The following is an 18954-nucleotide window of genomic DNA, read 5'->3' on the forward strand; positions in this document are numbered from 1 at the left end:
AAACTTTCGATCCAATATGAAAATTGCTTCTTTAAATCAGAATACGCCCTGCGCCAACATTGCATCAGCAACTTTCACAAAACCAGCAATATTTGCACCATTTACATAGTTGACTGTACCGTCTTCTTGCGTACCGTATTTGACACAGTTACGATGAATTTCTTTCATAATGGCATGCAAACGCTCATCCACTTCTTCAAAAGTCCATCCCAAACGGATCGAGTTCTGAGACATTTCAAGACCAGAAGTTGCCACACCACCCGCATTTGATGCTTTTCCTGGCGCATAAAGAATCTTAGCTTCAACGAATTTTTCAACAGCTTCTAATGTCGAAGGCATATTTGCCCCCTCAGCAACACAGATCACACCATTTTGAAGCAAGACTGCTGCATCTTCTTCATTTAATTCGTTTTGAGTTGCACAAGGCAAAGCAATATCACATGGAATAGACCATGGACGTTGACCTTCTAAATATTCGAAGCCATGTTTCGAAGCAAATTCGGAAATACGTCCACGTTTTACGTTTTTAAGCTCCATCACTTCAGCAAGAAGTTCGTTGCTAAAACCATTTTTTACATAGACTGTACCATTCGAGTCAGAAAGAGAAACTACTTTTGCACCCAGGTACATTGCTTTTTCTGCTGCAAATTGAGCCACATTTCCTGAACCTGAAATAGCGACCGTTTTACCTTTAAAGCTATCACCACGAGTTTTAAGCATCTCTTCAGCAAAATAAACTGTACCGAAGCCTGTCGCTTCTGGACGAGCCAATGAACCGCCAAAAGACAAGCCTTTACCCGTAAATACACAGGAAGTGTCATTGCTGAGTTTTTTCATCATCCCAGCCATATAACCGACTTCACGTCCACCCACCCCAATATCACCCGCTGGAATATCTGTGTTTGAACCTAAATGGCGATAAAGTTCGATCATTAATGCTTGGCAGAAACGCATAATTTCACCCTCTGACTTGCCTTTAGGATCAAAGTCAGAACCACCCTTGCCACCACCCATAGGTAAGGTGGTTAAAGCATTTTTAAACGTTTGCTCAAAACCCAGAAACTTCAAAATCGATAGGTTTACAGATGGGTGAAAACGCATACCGCCTTTGAATGGACCAATTGCAGAATTATATTGGACACGGAAAGCGCGGTTAACTTGTGTTTGACCTTTGTCGTCGACCCAAGAAACACGAAATTGAATAGCGCGTTCAGGCTCTACAAGACGTTCAAGCAAACCTTGTTCAGCATACTCTGGGTTCTTTTCAATAAATGGCCATAAACTGGTCATCACTTCTTCCACAGCTTGCAAAAACTCTGGTTGATTTGGATCACGTGCTTTTACGTAATTTAAAAAGTCATTCAGGCTACTATATTTCAACGTTCATTCCTCAGCAGAAAATGATACAAAAAAGGTCAAACTTTTCAATAAAATGATAAATTTTGGCGCAAAGTATTTAATCGCTTTTGTGGACAATCCACAACCTTTTTTCAAATGTTTTTTCAAATAATATTTAAATTCAATATGATAATTTCTAATCAAGGGATAAAAAACTGTCTAATTATTGGCATTTTATGCCACAAAAAACACCACCATATTGATCTAAATTAGCGCACTTATAGCGCCAATTTAGAGCAAAGATTTTCAGCACAAAACATGCTAGAATCCACATCATCGCGACGTTTTACACAACTTTTGTTTTTGCTTAAAGTCTTTATTCACATGAATCCATCTCTCTCCATCATTCAGCAAATAGACGCAATTTTGCCGCAGACACAATGTGGACTCTGCGGTCACCGTGATGGATGTTTACCCTACGCCAAAGCCATTGTAGAAGGTGAAGATGCCAATAAATGCGTTCCTGGAGGACAACCAGTTGCTGATGCTTTGGCAGAATTACTTCATCGAAATAAACTTATTGCAGAACCGAGTGTCTGGCCAATTCAAAGTGATGGTCGCCCACAACGGATGAAAGCGGTGATTCGTGAAGATGAATGTATCGGATGTACAAAATGTATAAGTGCGTGTCCTGTAGATGCCATTATTGGTTCAGGAAAATTAATGCACACTGTACTGACTGATCTTTGTACAGGTTGTGAATTATGCATTGCTCCCTGCCCTGTAGACTGCATCGACTTAGTAGAAGATATTCACCCCACCCCAAATAATGAACAACGTATAAGAGAACAAAACGATTTACGCAGTCGCTACTATGCACATATCCAACGCGAAGAAAAACAGCGTATTCATCGAAAAGGACCTGTGGTTCGTGCTGAAATTGATACAGAGTTATTTGCACAGATTACTCAAAACAGTCAGTCTTTACCGACGATTGAAATGGTAGAAGCACCTCAAAAAAAACCAATGGTTATAGATGCAAAAACCACCATTGAACTGGCTAAACTACGTACCCAAATTAAAAAACTGGAAAAGCAGCTCAGTGTACGGGCAGATCAAAACAAGCAGCTTCAGCTTGATCAACTTTTGGTAAAATTATCTGATTTACAAGGAGAAACTGAATGACTGTAAAAAATATGACAAAACAACAGATTCAGACTTTCTTTGAAAGGCTCCGTGAACAGCGTCCAGATCCAAAAACTGAACTGAATTATTCAACACCGTTTGAACTTTTGGTTGCGGTCACATTATCGGCTCAAGCGACCGATGTCAGTGTTAACAAAGCTACCGATAAATTATTTCCAGTTGCCAATACCCCTGAACAGATTTATGCATTGGGTGTGGAGGGATTAAAAGAATATATCAAAACCATTGGTTTATATAATGCCAAAGCAGAAAATGTGATTAAGGCATGTAAAATTTTAATTGAGAAACACAACAGTCAGGTTCCTGATAATCGTACCGATTTAGAAGCCTTACCGGGCGTAGGTCGTAAAACAGCAAATGTTGTCTTGAATACTGCTTTTGGCCAACCGACTATGGCTGTAGACACACATATTTTCCGTGTCGGTAATCGCACAGGTCTTGCTGTTGGTAAAAATGTACTTGAGGTTGAGCATCGCCTGATCAAAGTCATTCCAAAAGAATTTATCATCGACTCACATCATTGGCTCATTTTGCATGGCCGCTACTGCTGCATCGCGCGTAAGCCAAAATGTCATGAATGTGTGGTATCAGACGTGTGTAATTGGCCTGACAAATATGAGTTTGGAGCTATAAAAGAAATCAAATCGGCTTAATTCAGCTAATTGCGCCGTTGATGATTTATTTTTTATTTTCCAAATCTTTCTTCATTTTTTCAAGTCGTTTCCATTCCTCCGCTACTTGAGGATGAACTTGATATTGACCTGATTTTCTCATTTCACGGCGCTGCTGAAGCTCTTCTTTTTGTGCTTTACGTAACAATTTAAAGCTCATATACAACAATCCCAATAAAACCAAGACACTGATAATGACCAAGACAATTAATACAAGCTTCATGCTAAACGTCACGCTAATAAAAAAGAGACCTAATATGAATCAGGTCTCTTCGATTGTCAAAACTTTAAAAATCAGGTTTCAACCTGCAGAATTATTTATCTAAAACTGCAAATAAGTCTTTTTGAACATCTTCGATTGGACGTAAGCCGTTTAATTTATTATAAGTCGGTGCATTTTCCCCAGAAGCTGCACGACCTTGATAGAAACCGACCAATTGTTCAGTTTCGTTGTGATAAGACCCCAAACGCTTACGAATCGTTGCTTCTTCATCGTCTGGACGCTGCACAAGATCTTCACCCGTTTCATCATCCTTACCTTCCACTTTTGGTGGATTGTAAATCGTATGATAAACACGACCAGAAGCTGGGTGTTGGCGACGACCAGAAAGGCGTTTCACGATTTCTTCATCAGGCACTTCAATTTCAATCACATGATCAATCGTAATGCCTTCATTTTCCAAAGCTTCAGCTTGAGGAATCGTACGCGGGAAACCGTCAAAAATACAACCATTCACACAATCAGGTTGTGCAATACGTTCTTTCACCAGACCGATAATAAGCTCATCAGATACTAGACCGCCTGACTCCATTACACTTTTAGCTTTAAGACCTAATTCAGTACCTTCACGAATCGCAGCACGGAGCATATCACCGGTTGAAATTTGTGGGATATTGTAGCGCTTACAGATCAACTGAGCTTGTGTACCTTTACCTGCTCCAGGTGGTCCGAGTAATATAATGCGCATAAAAAAACATCCTCATTTAAAACAATATTTATGATACCGTTTGCCATGACAAATTAAAACTTATCATCGTAATGGCATCAATTTTATAAGAAAGCCACAAATAAATGTATTAGACCCGCAAAAAATCCAGTAACACCACCCAGTACAATCAAAATCCATTCGTCTTCCTGAAATGCAGGACGTAATAAATTTTGAAACTCTTTCGGGGTTAACTCTCTAATCCGCTCTCTAAACATTTGAAAGATTTTCTGTGCACGGCTCGCATTAAACGCTGGGTCGCAAACAGGCACCATCGTAATTTCAATTGAACGATCAATCAAGTCTGTCTTGAGTTTTGCATACTCTTTTGGTCCCAAAGACAATTGTAAAGACGTACGAACCAATGGAGTTTCCATAATTTCGTTAATATGACGCTTCACAATACGGCGCGTTTTGTCTTTCTTTGGACCATACATCATTTCTGTCATGATCGATTTTAACGTAATGAGGTCTTCAGTCACTACACTTGCAAAGACTTCTGACACTTCTTCTTGGCGTTTCATAAACGCGCCCTGAACATTATATGTGCCTATTCGAGGAATAACAGGTTTAATCCATGGAAATTTTCGATTTTTTGTTCGTTCAAAAAATTGTGGATAACGAATGTAATGTGGTTCAACGGGATTAAATACCATCCAGATTGCAATCCAGTTGGTGAGGAAGCCCCATACGGCTGCAAAGAATGGAACAGTCCAATGCTGTGGCACAAAAACATACACAAACATTTGAAAAATACCGAAAAAACTTCCAATAACAGCACTGATATGCCAAATAAAGTTAATTTCTTTTTGACCGACTTTCAAAAACATACGCACCATCAAACGGCGGTCACCTTCCATTTGATTGACCACCATATCACGCATATTGACCAGTGACTCAACGTTCATGGTCAGTTCGGTCACAAGTTCTTTTAAGATACCTGGTAATTGCTTATGTGCTTGTCCATAAATACGACGTTTGATGGAATAAGGTAAATTTTCCCACAAGACAGCATTGCGATCCAACATCACTTCATCGATCAGATGCTCAAGCTCAAAGCCAACCTGTTCTCCGATGATACGCGCCATATCCTCTGGATCCATGGCATCTAAAAATTCACGCAAAGAACCGAGTTTCGATAAAGTATTGTCTGTGATAATGCCAGAAATCCGTCCAGCTTTACGCGGCACAATACCTTGCCAACCTACGGGTAAAGGACCTAAATGAAATCCCCAAAACGTAATTGGATAGAATACCATTTTCAGTGCCATCCAAACGTGTGCCCAAGTTACAAAGGCTGTCACAGGAATGATACTTAAGATAGCAAGATGATCGGGTCTAGCTGTAAAAGCGTGCCACAAACCATTAACGTATTCCAACATGCATGACTCTCGTATTTATTTCTATTGGCGGTCGAAGGATCTGTATAAAATCATAAAATTTTAAAAACCTACACTTAAAGTATAAGCGAATTGTATCTGAGGACGAGTTTCCAAGATCATATCTCCATTTTTATTATGAAGTTCACTTCCTGCACCCATTCCCACACTAAATGTGCTTATACGTTCTTTATTCAACAAAACATAAGCAATATCAGCACCACCACCATATTGAACTTCATCGCTTCCGTCTACTTTTTTACTTTTAAGCGAACCACCATAAAGCCCCACATAGAATCCATTTTTGTCAGTGCCATTTAATGCAACAGGAATTCGATAACCGACCTGTCCAGCAAACTCATGATCACCGTTATAAAAAGCACCTAATTTCGTATATGCAATTCCATAAGGATTGACCCATTCAGCATTGAAGTGAACCATCTGCTGAGTCACACCTGCACCAAAATTCCATTTAGATGCATCCTCTGGCTTAATCTTCGCCTCCGGTAAAATTCCCTTCAAATCCGGCAAATATTCTTTAACATCAGCATGTGCGAAGTTTCCTACAGCAACTAACATTAATAAGGGAAATATTTTTCTCATTATTTTCTCCATTACCCCTAACTTTAACTTAGGTCGAGTTCTTTATCCTTAATGCTCGACTTTAACAGAATTATTTTAGCACTCATATACAAAACGCTATAAATTTAATGTCGCTAAGGTCAAATCCATACCCTGATATACAACATGATTTGTCCAAATTTTTAGTTAACATAAATTTTTACGAGTTATTTGTGTTTTTTACTTTTTAATCCTCAATCTAGGGTAAAATGTTTCGCCCTCGCATTCACCAATTTTCAGTATCTAAAGCCGACGACGTATGAAGCAGCAGTTTCCTTTAAAAAATGTCCAACAAGAAAAACGCATCTTTCGCAGTCGTGTTTTTTTTGCGATTGGTATTGTTTCATTTTTTATGTGTTTGCTGATTGCACGTTATGCTTATCTGCAGATTTTCCATCACCAGGAGTTTAGCGAAGCATCGGATAAAAACCGTATCCGTTTACAGCCTATTGCCCCGGCACGTGGTTATATCTATGACCGCAATGGTATTTTATTGGCAGACAACTATCCAGTTTTTACGGCAACTTTGAGTAAGGCTGATGTCGAAGATATTGAAGGTACCGTTCAACGTTTAATTCCGATTTTAAATCTCTCTCAAGAAGATATAGATCGTTTCAATAGCCGAATTAAAACGTCTAAAAAGACTGAACGGGTTACCTTAAAACTTAACCTTACAGAACAAGATATTGCACGCTTCAGTGAAGTCAAATTTCAATTCCCAGGGGTAGATATTGAAACCCAAATGACACGTTATTACCCACATGGTGAGTTATTTGCACACGTGATTGGCTATGTTGGACGTATCAATGACAAAGAACTTAAAGCAATTGATAAAGACAGCTATGCCGGTACCAACTTGATTGGAAAAATTGGTGTTGAAAAATCTTATGAGGACCTATTACACGGTGTGCCGGGTTATGAGTCTATCGAGGCAGATGCCCATGGCAATGTACTACGTCATTTAGGTCGTAAAGAATCGACGCGTGGCAATGATCTCTACCTTTCACTTGATTATGGCTTACAGACCGTAGCTGCTGAACAACTTAAAGATCGTCGCGGTGCGATTGTTGCCATTGATCCACGCACAGGTGAAATTTTAGCACTCGTCTCCAGTCCAAGCTTCAATCCAAATTTATTTGTGACCGGAATTGGGCATGATGACTATACCGCCTTGCGTGATAATCTCGATCAGCCCCTTTATAACCGTGCTGTTCAAGGCTCCTACCCACCAGGTTCAACGATCAAACCAATGGAAGGTTTAGGAGGTATCCACTTTAAAACAGTAGATTGGGGCACTGCAATTTCTGATCCGGGTTATTTCCATTTGCCTGGCGATTCGCATAAATTCCGTGACTGGAAAAAAACTGGACATGGTTCAGTCAACTTACATAAATCCATCGTGGTTTCTTGTGATACCTATTTCTACATTTTGTCCTATCAAATGGGTATCGACCGTATGAACGAGTGGATGCGTCAATTTGGTTTTGGTGAAAAAACAGGTGTAGATCTACCGAGTGAAAGCACGGGGCTTTATCCAAGTCCAGAATGGAAAATGCGTACCCGTAAAAGCAAATGGCTCAAGGGTGAAACGATTTCTGTGAGTATTGGCCAAGGTGCATTTACTGCGACACCGCTTCAACTTGCCATGGCAACAGCAATTACCGCCAATCATGGTGCACATGTTACCCCTCATGTTTTACGTGAATCGAAAGGTGCAAAAAAACATCCTGTCCATAATGCGCCTACAGGAAAAATCAATTTTAGCGGCACGGACGAAGACTGGATAAAAATGCGTGAAGCAATGGTCGATGTCATTCAGTCTGGTACAGGACGTGGTATCCGTACACCTATGTATCAAATCGCGGGTAAAACAGGAACTGCACAGGTGAAGAGTATTGCCCAAGGTAAACGCTATAATGAGGCGGCTCTCACGTCAAGACAATTGGACCACGGTTTATTTGTCGGCTTTGCCCCTGCTGAAAATCCTGAAATTGCCATAGCCGTCATTTGGGAAAATGGTCGTCATGGTGGCTCTGCTGCAAAAATTGCCCGTCCAGTTTTTGACTATTGGTTATTAACCCGCAAGAAAAATCCAATCGCTCCACTCAACCATCAGGTCAGCGGTGGTTTGATGACTGCCGGTATCAAGCCGGGTGAGTTACCAAGTGGTGATGTTTCACTTGCAGCTGATCCAAATGCTATGCCGAAACCAAAGCCAAACTCAACAGCCAATTCAGGACAGAGCCACAGCAATACACAAAGACAAAGTAATACCTCAACTCCACCATCTAATGAGGCTGATATCAGTGAATAATAAAGTAAAAAACCAATTACGTATTATTGGTGGGGAATGGAAACGCCGAGTTCTTTCTTTTGCGGATATCGATGGACTGCGTCCTACACCAGATCGTGTTAGAGAAACTTTGTTTAATTGGTTGATGTGGGATATTCAAAATACCAAAGTTCTTGACCTTTGTGCAGGTTCAGGCGCTTTGAGTTTTGAAGCCTTATCTCGTGGCGCTCGCCATGTATTGATGATTGAACCCAATACAACACAGGCAAAATTTTTAAAAGAAAATATCCAACTGCTCAAAGTTGAAAATTGTCAACTCAAGGTTCAGACTGCCCAACAAGCATTGTCAAACCTTAATGAACAATTTGATTTGATATTTTTAGATCCACCTTATAGTTTGAATTTATGGGAAGAATTGGCTCAAAAAGCAGACCTATATCTAGCGGATCAAGCATTGATTTATGTTGAAGCAGATCGTGCTCTCAGCCAACTAAATTTACCTTCAACTTGGCAACTGCAAAAACAAACCAAAGCCGGTGTGGTACAAGCAGGCTTATTTAAAAAAATTTCGGTTTAAATTTATACATGAGTCATTAAATAAACCGTTGAGTTTATAACACACTGCATAAAAAACCATGTCTTATTTCTCAGCAAGAATAAGACATGGTTGAATTCTCAATAAATACCTTTTCTCATTGCCATCTGATGTAGCCGTAATTGAGGTTCAGTCTCAACGCATTAAATGAATATCCATTCAACATAATGCGACTGTGATCGATTTAAAGATTAACGTTTATTCCAATTCCAATCACGATCATTTCGATCTCGATCATAGCGATGATCCCAACGGTCACGATCACGGTGATCATATCGACCATGTCCGCCACGATGATCATCATCATATGGTGCAACAATACAGCCCGTTAAGGAAATACCTAAAACACTCAGCAAAATAATTTTCTTCATCATGGTCTTGATACCTATTCACCTTATTGGCTTTAGCTTAACCATGCATTGTGAAGTCCAATGCAAGCTTATGTATCAACGTGTAGTGATTTCAACATGATTTATTCACATTACTCAAATTCTTGAAAAAAGATTATTTAAATTAATAAGTTAATGTTCGAATCCAAAACAGTCGTAAGAGTTGCCCACGATCATATGGAAAACTTGAAATATATTCATATCCGACTTTATTCAACGCATTGATCTTAAATTCCATACCATAACCAAAGGACAGATAAAGTTCATTTACAGAGGCACTGTTTGAATTTGGATTGATCAACGAAGTTTTTAGCTGCTGTACATTATAAGCCGTATAATTAAAAATCCGAATTCGATCATTTTCATAAAATGGGTTGCTCAAGATTGAGTAATCTGCCAATTGCTGATCATGCTCCTCCGCTAATTTTTTCTGAATTTCACTTTGCTGTAAAAAATCTTCATTTTGATCTTTTGCTTCATCAATAGAACTTAAGTGATTTTCTGGATTTTCAATATGAAATAAAGCATCTTGTTCCAATTCAATATCTGATTCTTGAGCATCTTGCTGATACCCCGGTTTTTCCATAGTAACAGATTCAGGTATCATGATCATTTGATCGAAGGCGTAAAGCTGTGAATTAAATCCAAATAGAAGAATCAGCTTGAAATAAAAATTGCAGAAAAATCGCATAAGTAAGATGGTCAATTTATGAAGAATTTTGTGGTTTATATAAATGCGGAAAATATGTGATAGATTATATTAAATGTATCATATTTAAAGTGAAGTTAAAATTTAACTTATTTCAATTCAATGGATGATTCGCATGGAAATACGTGATCAAATTATTCTCGTTACGGGGGGTGCACGTGGCTTAGGTCTTGCAATTACCCATGCTTTAATTCGAGAAGGTGCAAGAGTCGTTGTCAATTATTTCAACAGCGAAGAATCAGCGCAGCAACTTGCCAAAGAGCATGCTGAACAGGTTTTTATCTATAAAGCAGATGTGACTGATGAAGAACAAGTCAACAACATGTTCAAAAAAGCCAAATTACATTATGGTCATGCCATTACTTCCGTGATTAATAATGCACTATTGTCTTTTAAATTTGATGGCGACTTGCGCCCTAGAGTAGAATCATTGAGCTGGAACAACATGCAGCAGCAATTAGACAGTGCAGTCAAAGCCGCATTAAATACAACTCAAGCTGCCTTAGCAGATATGAAGAAAGATCATTTTGGTCGTATCATTAATATTGGAACGAACCTCGTACAGAATCCCGTGGTTCCATATCATGATTATACCGCAGCAAAAGCAGCACTTTTGGCATTTACCCGAACGACGTCTCATGATCTTGGACGATATGGAATTAATGTGAATATGCTTTCTGGTGGTCTATTACGTAAAACTGATGCCAGCAGTGCCACACCTGATCAAGTCTTTGACTTGATTGCTGCATCAACGCCATTACAGGAAGTTACCACCCCGGAGCAATTTGCTGATGCAATATTGTTATTTTTATCGCCTTGGTCTAGGGCTGTAACAGGGCAAAACCTCATCGTTGATGGCGGTCTAGTCAAGGGCTAACGATCAAGCCGACAGTGAATCAAGCTGCTTAAACCATCTAATAAAAAATGAGAGCTTCGAGGCTCTCATTTTTTGAATCTTCTTAAAATATTGGGATTAAACCAATCCTTTCTTTTTCAACACATCAAGCATGGTTGAACCTAGTTCAGCAGGGCTACGTGTATAAGCCATGCCTGCCTTTTCAAATGCAGCAAATTTCTCTTCAGCAGTACCTTTACCACCTGAGATAATCGCACCTGCATGCCCCATACGTTTACCTTTAGGCGCCGTAACACCCGCGATATAGCCTACCACAGGCTTGGTCACATTGGATTGGATGTATTCCGCAGCTTCTTCTTCTGCAGTACCGCCAATCTCACCAATCATAATGATCGCTTCAGTCTGTGGATCTTCTTGGAAAAGTTTTAAGCAATCAATTTGGTTCATACCCGGAATTGGGTCACCACCGATACCAATACAAGTTGACTGACCTAGACCAAGCTTGGTTGTTTGGGCAACAGCTTCATAAGTCAATGTACCAGAGCGTGAAATGATCCCGATTTTACCTGGTTGGTGAATATGCCCCGGCATGATTCCGATCTTGCATTCACCCGGTGTGATGATTCCTGGACAGTTAGGACCAATTAAACGCGCGTTATTACCATAAGTTTCAAGATAACGCTTTGCTTTCAGCATGTCTAAAGTTGGTACACCCTCAGTGATCACAACAATCAATTCAATACCTGAATCAATCGCTTCAACGATTGAGTCCAATACAAATGGAGCTGGCACATAGATAGAGGTTGCATTTGCACCTGTCTCTTTTACTGCTTCTCGCATGGTATTGAATACAGGCAAACCGATATGCGTTTGACCGCCTTTACCCGGTGTTACACCCCCAACAACTTTTGTGCCGTATGCGATTGACTGCTCTGAATGGAATGTACCATTTTTACCCGTAAAGCCTTGTACCAATACTTTTGTGTCTTTGTTTACTAATACGCTCATGATTGATACTCCTTACGCTTTCACTGCAGCAACAACTTTTTCTGCCGCATCGGCTAAACCGCTTGCAGAAATTAATTTTAGACCTGATTCATCCAGTAATTTTGCACCCAACTCTGCATTGTTGCCCTCTAAACGGACAACCACAGGTACAGTGACATTTACTTCTTGAACCGCTGCAATAATCGCTTCAGCAATCATGTCACAACGAACAATACCACCAAAGATATTGATCAGCACACCCTGCACTGAACTATCTGAAAGAATGATTTTGAATGCTTCAATTACACGATCTTTGGTTGCACCACCCCCTACATCAAGGAAGTTAGCAGGCTGACCACCATACAGTTTAATAATGTCCATGGTCGCCATCGCCAGACCTGCACCATTCACCATACAGCCAATGTTACCTTCTAGCGCAACATAGTTTAGATCAAACTCAGATGCTTTTAGCTCACGTTCGTTTTCTTGAGATTTATCACGCATTGCTGCAATCTCAGGCAAACGATATAGGGCATTTGAGTCGATACCGACTTTTGCATCTACACATAAAATTTCACCATTTTCACGGACTGAAAGTGGATTAATTTCAAACAGTGCAAAATCATTTTCAACAAATGCTTTATAAGCACCTGTCATGATTGTCACGAATTGATTAATTTGTTTGTCTTTAAGACCCAACTGAAAGCCAACATCACGTGCTTGGAATGGTAATAAGCCAACCAACGGATCAACTTCAACTTTGATAATTTTTTCAGGTGTTTCTTCTGCAACTTTTTCAATTTCCACGCCACCCTCTGTCGAAGCCATAAAGGTCACGCGACGGCTCGAACGATCAACGACTGCACCGAGATACAATTCACGCTCAACTGGGTATACATCTTCACAAACAAGAATACTATTTACAGGCTGACCATTCGCATCTGTTTGATAGGTCACTAAACGTGTACCCAATAAATTTTTTGCGTATTCAGCTGCTTCTTCTTTTGACTTAACTACTTTCACACCACCCGCTTTACCACGGCCACCAGCATGAACCTGGGCTTTCATCACAGCGAATTTGCCACCAATTTGATCAAATGCTGTTGACGCCTCTTCTGGTGTGGTCACTAAAATGCCTTCTTGAACTGGCATACCATATTTTTTCAACAGCGCTTTCGCTTGATACTCATGTAGATTCATCTTTTACCTTTTACTACTTTTCACGTTGTTATGACACACCAATACTTAGACTTCCATCACAATAACTATTGGCATTTATTAAAAATTGTTGTTGTATTCTTAGATGATTATTCAATTAAAAACAACCATCAGAAGTAAAAAAGAGCGGTCGAAACCGCTCTTTTTTGTTTTATTTACGTTTACGTTGGATGGCGTGAATCGCACGACCATCGACCGCCAGAGCAGCTTCGTGAACCACCTCTGAATATGTTGGATGACCGAAAGTCATCAATTGTAAATCTTCAACAGAAGATACAAATTCAAGTGCAATCATACCTTGGTGAACGATATCAGAAGCACCAGGGCCAATGATATGCATACCCAATAAGCGATCAGTTTTTGCATCGGCAACAAATTTAACAAAACCTGCTGATTCATTTGCAGCCAAAGCGCGCCCATTCACAGCAAATGGGAATTGACCAGTTTTAACTTCATGGCCTTTTTCTTTAGCCTGTTCTTCAGTTAAACCAACCCATGCCGCTTCAGGATGTGTATAGATGACAGAAATAATTGTGTCGTAGTTCACTTGTGCAGCATGACCGTGAATACGTTCTACAGCCATTACACCTTCTTCCATTGCTTTATGTGCAAGCATTGGACCACGAACCAAGTCACCAATCGCATATACGCCATCAACAGATGTTGCACACCAATCGTTAACGTCTACCAAACCACGTTCAGTTAGTTTAATGCCTGAATCTTCAGCCAATAAACCTTCTGCATATGCTTTACGACCCACACAAACAATCAGTTTGTCGAAAGTTTGAGTTTTGTCTTCACCACCCTGGCTATACTGAACAGTCACTTCACGACCATTGATTTCAGTACCGGAAACTTTCGCCCCAATACGAATGTCTAAACCTTGTTTGGTTAAAAGTTTTTGATAATCTTTTGCCAAAGCTTTATCAGCCATTGGTAAGAATGCATCTAATGCTTCAAACACAACAACTTCAGAACCAAGACGACGCCATACTGAACCCAGTTCCAGACCAATTACACCAGCACCAATTACACCTAAACGCTTAGGCACTTCTTGGAATTCAAGTGCGCCAGTAGAATCAACAATTAAGTCTTCGTCTACTTTTGCAACTGGAATATTTACAGGAACAGAACCCGTCGCAAGAATCACATATTTAGGTTCTAAAACTTGAACTTCACCACCTTCTAATGGCGTAAATTCAACTTTTTTACCCACAAGTAATTTACCAGTACCCTGCAACCATTCGATACCGTTCCCTTTGAGAAGCTGGGCAACACCGCCAGTTAAGTTATCAACAACTTTATCTTTACGAGCAAGAAGCTTTTGAAGATCAAGTTGTACATTTTCAACTGAAATGCCGTGCACATCCAAGCCATGAAGGGTATCTTCATAATGATGTGAAGAATCTAATAATGCTTTAGAAGGAATACATCCAACATTTAAGCAAGTACCACCTAAAGATGGCTTACCTTTGTGTACGCGTTTTTCGATACACGCAACTTTAAAACCAAGTTGTGCAGCACGAATTGCCGCTTCATAACCACCTGGTCCACCGCCGATTACAACAAGATCAAACTGTTGAGACATGCTTATCTCCAAGAACAAGCCTAGAGGATCACCCTAAGCTTGTGATGTTATTCTATAGAATTAAAGATCAAGGATAAGTTTAGCTGGTTCTTCAAGTAACTCTTTTACAGTTACCAAGAAACCAACGGCTTCTTTACCATCAATCATACGATGGTCATAAGAAAGTGCTAAATACATCATTGGAAGAATTTCAACCTGACCATTGACTGCCATAGGACGCTCCTGGATCTTGTGCATACCCAAGATTGCAGTTTGTGGCTGGTTCAAAATTGGTGTTGAAAGCAATGAACCGAAAGTACCACCGTTGGTAATCGTGAACGTACCGCCAGTCATTTCTTCGATAGACAATTTACCTTCACGTGCTTTTGCAGCATATGCACCAATACCAGATTCAACTTCAGCATAGTTCATGCGGTCCGTATCGCGAAGCACAGGAACAACAAGACCACGGTCAGAAGAAACCGCTACACCGATGTCATAGTAACCGTGATAAATGATGTCATCGCCATCAATTGATGCGTTTACGGCTGGATAACGTTTAAGCGCTTCAGTACAAGCTTTAACGAAGAATGACATAAAGCCTAGACGTGCACCATGGCGTTTTTCGAAAGCATCTTTATATTGCTTGCGCATTTCCATGATTGGCTTCATGTTGACTTCATTGAACGTAGTCAACATTGCAGTTTGCTGAGTTGCAGCAAGAAGACGTTCTGCAACACGTTTACGTAAACGGGTCATTGGAACACGTTTCTCGATACGCTCACCTACGGCAACACTCAGTGGTGTTGCAGGAGCAGCAGCCGGTTTGGCTTGATGATTTGCAACATCTTCCTTAGTAATACGCCCACCACGACCAGTGCCATCCACATCAGCAGCAGCAATACCCGTTTCAGTCAGTGCTTTACGTACTGCTGGCGCTTGATCTTGCACTTGAGCACGTTCAACAACAGGTGCATTACCGGCTTGAGTTTGTGCAGCAGCTTGCTCAACTTTCTCTTCAGATTGAACTGCTTGAGTTTGAGCTGCACCAGAAACTGCACCTTCCTCAAATGTTGCAATCACTTCAGCAGAAAGAACTGTATCACCTTCATTCTTGATGATTGCAGAAATAGAACCATCAGCAGGAGCAACAACTTCTAAAACAACTTTATCCGTTTCAATATCACAGATCACTTCATCACGCGATACTGCTTCACCTGGTTGTTTGTGCCAAGTTGCGATTGTTCCGTCAGCAACTGACTCTGGGAACACAGGTGCTTTAATTTCGGTTGCCATTATTTAGATTCTCCTGATTGATCAGCCACGATCGCCAAAGCGTCATTTACGAGCTGAGCTTGTTGTTTTGCATGCAAATATGGTGAGCCACATGCAGGTGCAGCTGAAGCTTCGCGTCCTGCATAGCTAATTTGAATTTGTTGACCAGATTTCATTACACCTTCATATAGACGAGGAGCAATGAATAACCATGCGCCCTGGTTTTTCGGTTCTTCTTGACACCAAACGAGTTCTTTCACGTTTGGATAAGTAGCAAGAACTTCTGCAAGACGTTTTTCTGGGTACGGATATAATTGTTCAACACGTACTACTGCAATGTTCAAGTTTTCTTCACGACGTTTTTCGAGTAAGTCGTAATAAACTTTACCACCACAAAGTACAACACGTGTTACATCTTGTTTATTGATTTGATCAATTTCATCGATCACGGTCTGGAATGTACCAGTTGCAAGCTCATCAAGCGTTGATGTTGCAAGTTTGTGACGAAGCAATGATTTAGGCGAAGTCACAATCAATGGTTTACGGATTGGACGTACCGCTTGACGACGCATTGCATGGAAGATTTGTGCAGGTGTCGTTGGAGTAATCACTTGCATATTTTCTTCAGCACACAACTGTAAGAAACGCTCTAGACGTGCAGATGAATGCTCTGGACCTTGACCTTCAAAACCGTGCGGAAGAAGAAGTGTCAAACCACAAACACGCTCCCATTTGGTCTCGCCAGAAGAGATAAACTGGTCAATCACCACTTGGGCACAGTTTGCAAAGTCACCGAACTGAGCTTCCCAGATTACCAAACTTTTTGGTAAGGTCGTTGCATAGCCATATTCGAATGCAAGTACCGCCATTTCAGACAATAGCGAGTCATAAATTGCAGTACGGGGCTGGTTTTCCTTGATATGACACAGCGGAATATATACTGAACCATCCACTTGGTTATGCAGTTTTGCGTGTCGATGTGAGAATGTACCACGACCAACGTCTTCACCCGTCAAACGAACCAAGTAGCCATCATCAAGAATAGAAGCATACGCTAGCGTTTCTGCTGCACCCCAGTTAAGTGGCATTTCACCGGTTTGCATCTTAAAGCGATCATCAATCACTTTCGATACTTGGCGTTGCATCACGAAGCCCTCAGGAAGCTCGCGCATTTTTGTACCCAGTTCTTTTAAACGCTCAATCGGGAATGTCGTATCCCAATCATCGGTATATTCATGACCCAGGTATGGTGTCCAATCCACAAACATTTTTTTGTTTGGTTCAAGTACCAATGCATTTGCTACGTGGTTGCCAGCTTCAAGATCTTCACGGTATTTTTCAACTAAAGCATCAGCAGAAGCGCGATCTAATACTTTTTCCTGTACCAACTGATCTGCATAAAGCGTACGTGTTGTCGCTTTTTTATTGATCACTTGATACATCATTGGTTGAGTTGCTGCCGGCTCATCGGCTTCGTTATGTCCACGACGACGATAACAGAACATGTCAATCACAACATCTTTACGGAATGTATGACGGAAGTCATGCGCCAACTGGGAAACAAACAATACTGCTTCAGGGTCATCACCATTAACATGGAAAATCGGAGCCTGAATCATTTTCGCGATATCAGTACAGTACTCTGTAGAACGTGCATCACGTGGATCAGATGTTGTAAAGCCCACTTGGTTGTTGACCACAATATGGACTGTACCACCTACGGTATAACCACGAGTTTGTGACATTTGGAAGGTTTCTTGGTTCACACCTTGACCTGCAAATGCCGCATCACCATGAACAATCACTGGTAATACATCATCACCGCCAATATCTTTACGACGAACTTGACGGGCACGTACCGAACCTTCAACTACAGGTCCAACGATTTCCAAATGTGATGGGTTAAATGCCAATGCCAAGTGAACTTCGCCACCTGGCGTCATTACATTTGAAGAGAAACCTTGATGGTATTTTACGTCACCAGAACCTTTTTTATTGAGCGCCTTACCTTCAAACTCACCAAACAAATCAGCAGGGTTTTTACCCATGATATTGACAAGCAGGTTCAAACGACCGCGGTGTGGCATACCGATTACGACTTCTTTGCAGCCGACTGAACCAGCACGCTGAATCAGTTCGTTCACCATCGGAATGAAAGACTCACCACCTTCTACACCGAAACGCTTAGCACCAACATATTTGTTACCAAGATATTTTTCCAATCCTTCAGCCGCTGTTAAACGCTCAAGTACATGTTTCTTTTGTTCTGCCGAGAAACCAAATTGACCACGTGCACTTTCAAGGCGCTGTTGAATCCAACGCTTTTCTTTGGTATCAACAATGTGCATGTATTCAGCACCAATCGAAGCACAGTAAGTTGCTTCCATTGCGTTGACCATTTCACCCAAAGTCGCTTCAGTTTTACCAATCGCCAAGTTGCCCGCATTGAACACTGTATCTAAATCAGATTTTGTTAACCCATGAGCAGCAAGGTCTAAATCAGGCACATCTTCACGTTTAGCCAAACCAAGTGGATCAAGTTTTGCTTTTTGATGACCACGGTTACGGTATGCTGCAATCAGTTGCAATACACCAATTTGACGACGCTCATGCTCAGTACTTACTTCACTTTGAACAACTGGCTGAACACGACTTGAATTACGACCTAATAATAAGAATTGCTCACGAATATTTCCGTGCGGTTGGTCGCCTTTAGGGAATTTATCGAAATATTGACGCCAATCCTCACCTACTGAGGTTGGAGAAGAAAGGTACTGTTCGTAAAGCTCTTCAATATACGCTGCACTGTCAGCGGAAAGTTCAGTATCAAGACGCAATGCGTCAGCAACTTCTTGCATTTGTGG

General features: G+C 40.8%; 17 protein-coding genes. 5 read left to right on the top strand and 12 right to left on the bottom strand.

Annotated elements, in window-relative coordinates; all coding sequences use genetic code 11:
- Positions 1–36: 36 nt before the first annotated feature.
- Positions 37–1380: an NADP-specific glutamate dehydrogenase gene (gdhA, locus tag IMO47_RS13415; protein ID WP_196075678.1), complete on the bottom strand. Its 1344-nt coding sequence runs from the start codon at positions 1378–1380 to the stop codon at positions 37–39.
- Between the two features lie 342 nt (positions 1381–1722).
- On the opposite strand from gdhA, the gene IMO47_RS13420 reads away from it, so the two are divergent.
- Both IMO47_RS13420 and nth read left to right on the top strand, forming a co-directional pair.
- Positions 1723–2523, top strand: a complete 801-nt coding sequence (locus tag IMO47_RS13420) for an RnfABCDGE type electron transport complex subunit B (protein ID WP_196075677.1) — start codon at positions 1723–1725, stop codon at positions 2521–2523.
- Positions 2520–3197, top strand: coding sequence for an endonuclease III (gene nth / locus IMO47_RS13425; RefSeq protein WP_196075676.1), 678 nt, complete (start codon positions 2520–2522; stop codon positions 3195–3197). Before IMO47_RS13420 ends, nth begins: the two co-directional genes overlap by 4 nt.
- Before the next feature lie 25 nt (positions 3198–3222).
- On the opposite strand, the gene IMO47_RS13430 is transcribed toward nth, so the two are convergent.
- The 4 genes from IMO47_RS13430 to IMO47_RS13445 all read right to left on the bottom strand — a co-directional run bounded on the left by IMO47_RS13430 (position 3223) and on the right by IMO47_RS13445 (position 6183).
- A complete protein-coding gene (locus IMO47_RS13430) occupies positions 3223–3438 on the bottom strand; it encodes a hypothetical protein (RefSeq protein ID WP_196075675.1) in 216 nt (71 codons plus the stop codon).
- A 91-nt stretch (positions 3439–3529) separates the two neighbouring features.
- The gene (gene adk, locus IMO47_RS13435; protein ID WP_196075674.1) at positions 3530–4183 is read right to left on the bottom strand and encodes an adenylate kinase; all 654 of its coding nucleotides are present in this window, start codon (positions 4181–4183) and stop codon (positions 3530–3532) included.
- An 83-nt stretch (positions 4184–4266) separates the two neighbouring features.
- On the bottom strand, positions 4267–5583 hold the full coding sequence (locus IMO47_RS13440) for a hypothetical protein (RefSeq protein WP_196075673.1): 1317 nt from the start codon (positions 5581–5583) through the stop codon (positions 4267–4269).
- Positions 5584–5643: 60 nt separating this feature from the next.
- Positions 5644–6183, bottom strand: a complete 540-nt coding sequence (locus tag IMO47_RS13445) for a hypothetical protein (protein WP_196075672.1) — start codon at positions 6181–6183, stop codon at positions 5644–5646.
- A 277-nt stretch (positions 6184–6460) separates the two neighbouring features.
- On the opposite strand from IMO47_RS13445, the gene mrdA reads away from it, so the two are divergent.
- A complete protein-coding gene (gene mrdA, locus IMO47_RS13450) occupies positions 6461–8515 on the top strand; it encodes a penicillin-binding protein 2 (RefSeq protein WP_196075671.1) in 2055 nt (684 codons plus the stop codon).
- Positions 8493–9071 carry a 16S rRNA (guanine(966)-N(2))-methyltransferase RsmD gene (rsmD, locus tag IMO47_RS13455; protein ID WP_196075670.1) on the top strand — a complete coding sequence of 193 codons (579 nt, stop codon included), beginning with the start codon at positions 8493–8495 and terminating at the stop codon, positions 9069–9071. The genes mrdA and rsmD overlap by 23 nt, the downstream gene beginning before the upstream one ends.
- A gap of 209 nt (positions 9072–9280) precedes the next feature.
- Here the strand turns inward: rsmD and IMO47_RS13460 are convergent, their stop codons facing one another.
- On the bottom strand, positions 9281–9463 hold the full coding sequence (locus tag IMO47_RS13460) for a hypothetical protein (RefSeq protein WP_196075669.1): 183 nt from the start codon (positions 9461–9463) through the stop codon (positions 9281–9283).
- 139 nt (positions 9464–9602) lie between these two features.
- A complete protein-coding gene (locus tag IMO47_RS13465) occupies positions 9603–10085 on the bottom strand; it encodes a hypothetical protein (RefSeq protein ID WP_227552148.1) in 483 nt (160 codons plus the stop codon).
- A 217-nt stretch (positions 10086–10302) separates the two neighbouring features.
- Between IMO47_RS13465 and IMO47_RS13470 the strand changes: the two genes are divergently transcribed.
- Positions 10303–11064 carry a 3-oxoacyl-ACP reductase gene (locus IMO47_RS13470; RefSeq protein ID WP_196075667.1) on the top strand — a complete coding sequence of 254 codons (762 nt, stop codon included), beginning with the start codon at positions 10303–10305 and terminating at the stop codon, positions 11062–11064.
- 96 nt (positions 11065–11160) lie between these two features.
- Here IMO47_RS13470 and sucD read toward each other — a convergent pair whose 3' ends face one another.
- The 5 genes from sucD to IMO47_RS13495 form a co-directional block, all read right to left on the bottom strand.
- Positions 11161–12051, bottom strand: coding sequence for a succinate--CoA ligase subunit alpha (sucD, locus tag IMO47_RS13475; RefSeq protein ID WP_196075666.1), 891 nt, complete (start codon positions 12049–12051; stop codon positions 11161–11163).
- A 12-nt stretch (positions 12052–12063) separates the two neighbouring features.
- Entirely contained in the window at positions 12064–13230 is a 1167-nt protein-coding gene (gene sucC / locus IMO47_RS13480) for an ADP-forming succinate--CoA ligase subunit beta (RefSeq protein WP_196075665.1), read from the bottom strand.
- Positions 13231–13399: 169 nt separating this feature from the next.
- Complete coding sequence (gene lpdA, locus IMO47_RS13485) at positions 13400–14836, bottom strand: dihydrolipoyl dehydrogenase (protein WP_196075664.1); 1437 nt, start codon at positions 14834–14836, stop codon at positions 13400–13402.
- Between the two features lie 60 nt (positions 14837–14896).
- On the bottom strand, positions 14897–16111 hold the full coding sequence (gene odhB / locus IMO47_RS13490) for a 2-oxoglutarate dehydrogenase complex dihydrolipoyllysine-residue succinyltransferase (protein ID WP_196075663.1): 1215 nt from the start codon (positions 16109–16111) through the stop codon (positions 14897–14899).
- Positions 16111–18948, bottom strand: a complete 2838-nt coding sequence (locus tag IMO47_RS13495; RefSeq protein ID WP_196075685.1) for a 2-oxoglutarate dehydrogenase E1 component — start codon at positions 18946–18948, stop codon at positions 16111–16113. Before IMO47_RS13495 ends, odhB begins: the two co-directional genes overlap by 1 nt.
- Positions 18949–18954: the final 6 nt, after the last annotated feature.

Source organism: Acinetobacter sp. Res13-Abat-PEC15-P4-01, assembly GCF_015676285.1.
GTDB lineage: Bacteria > Pseudomonadota > Gammaproteobacteria > Pseudomonadales > Moraxellaceae > Acinetobacter > Acinetobacter nematophilus.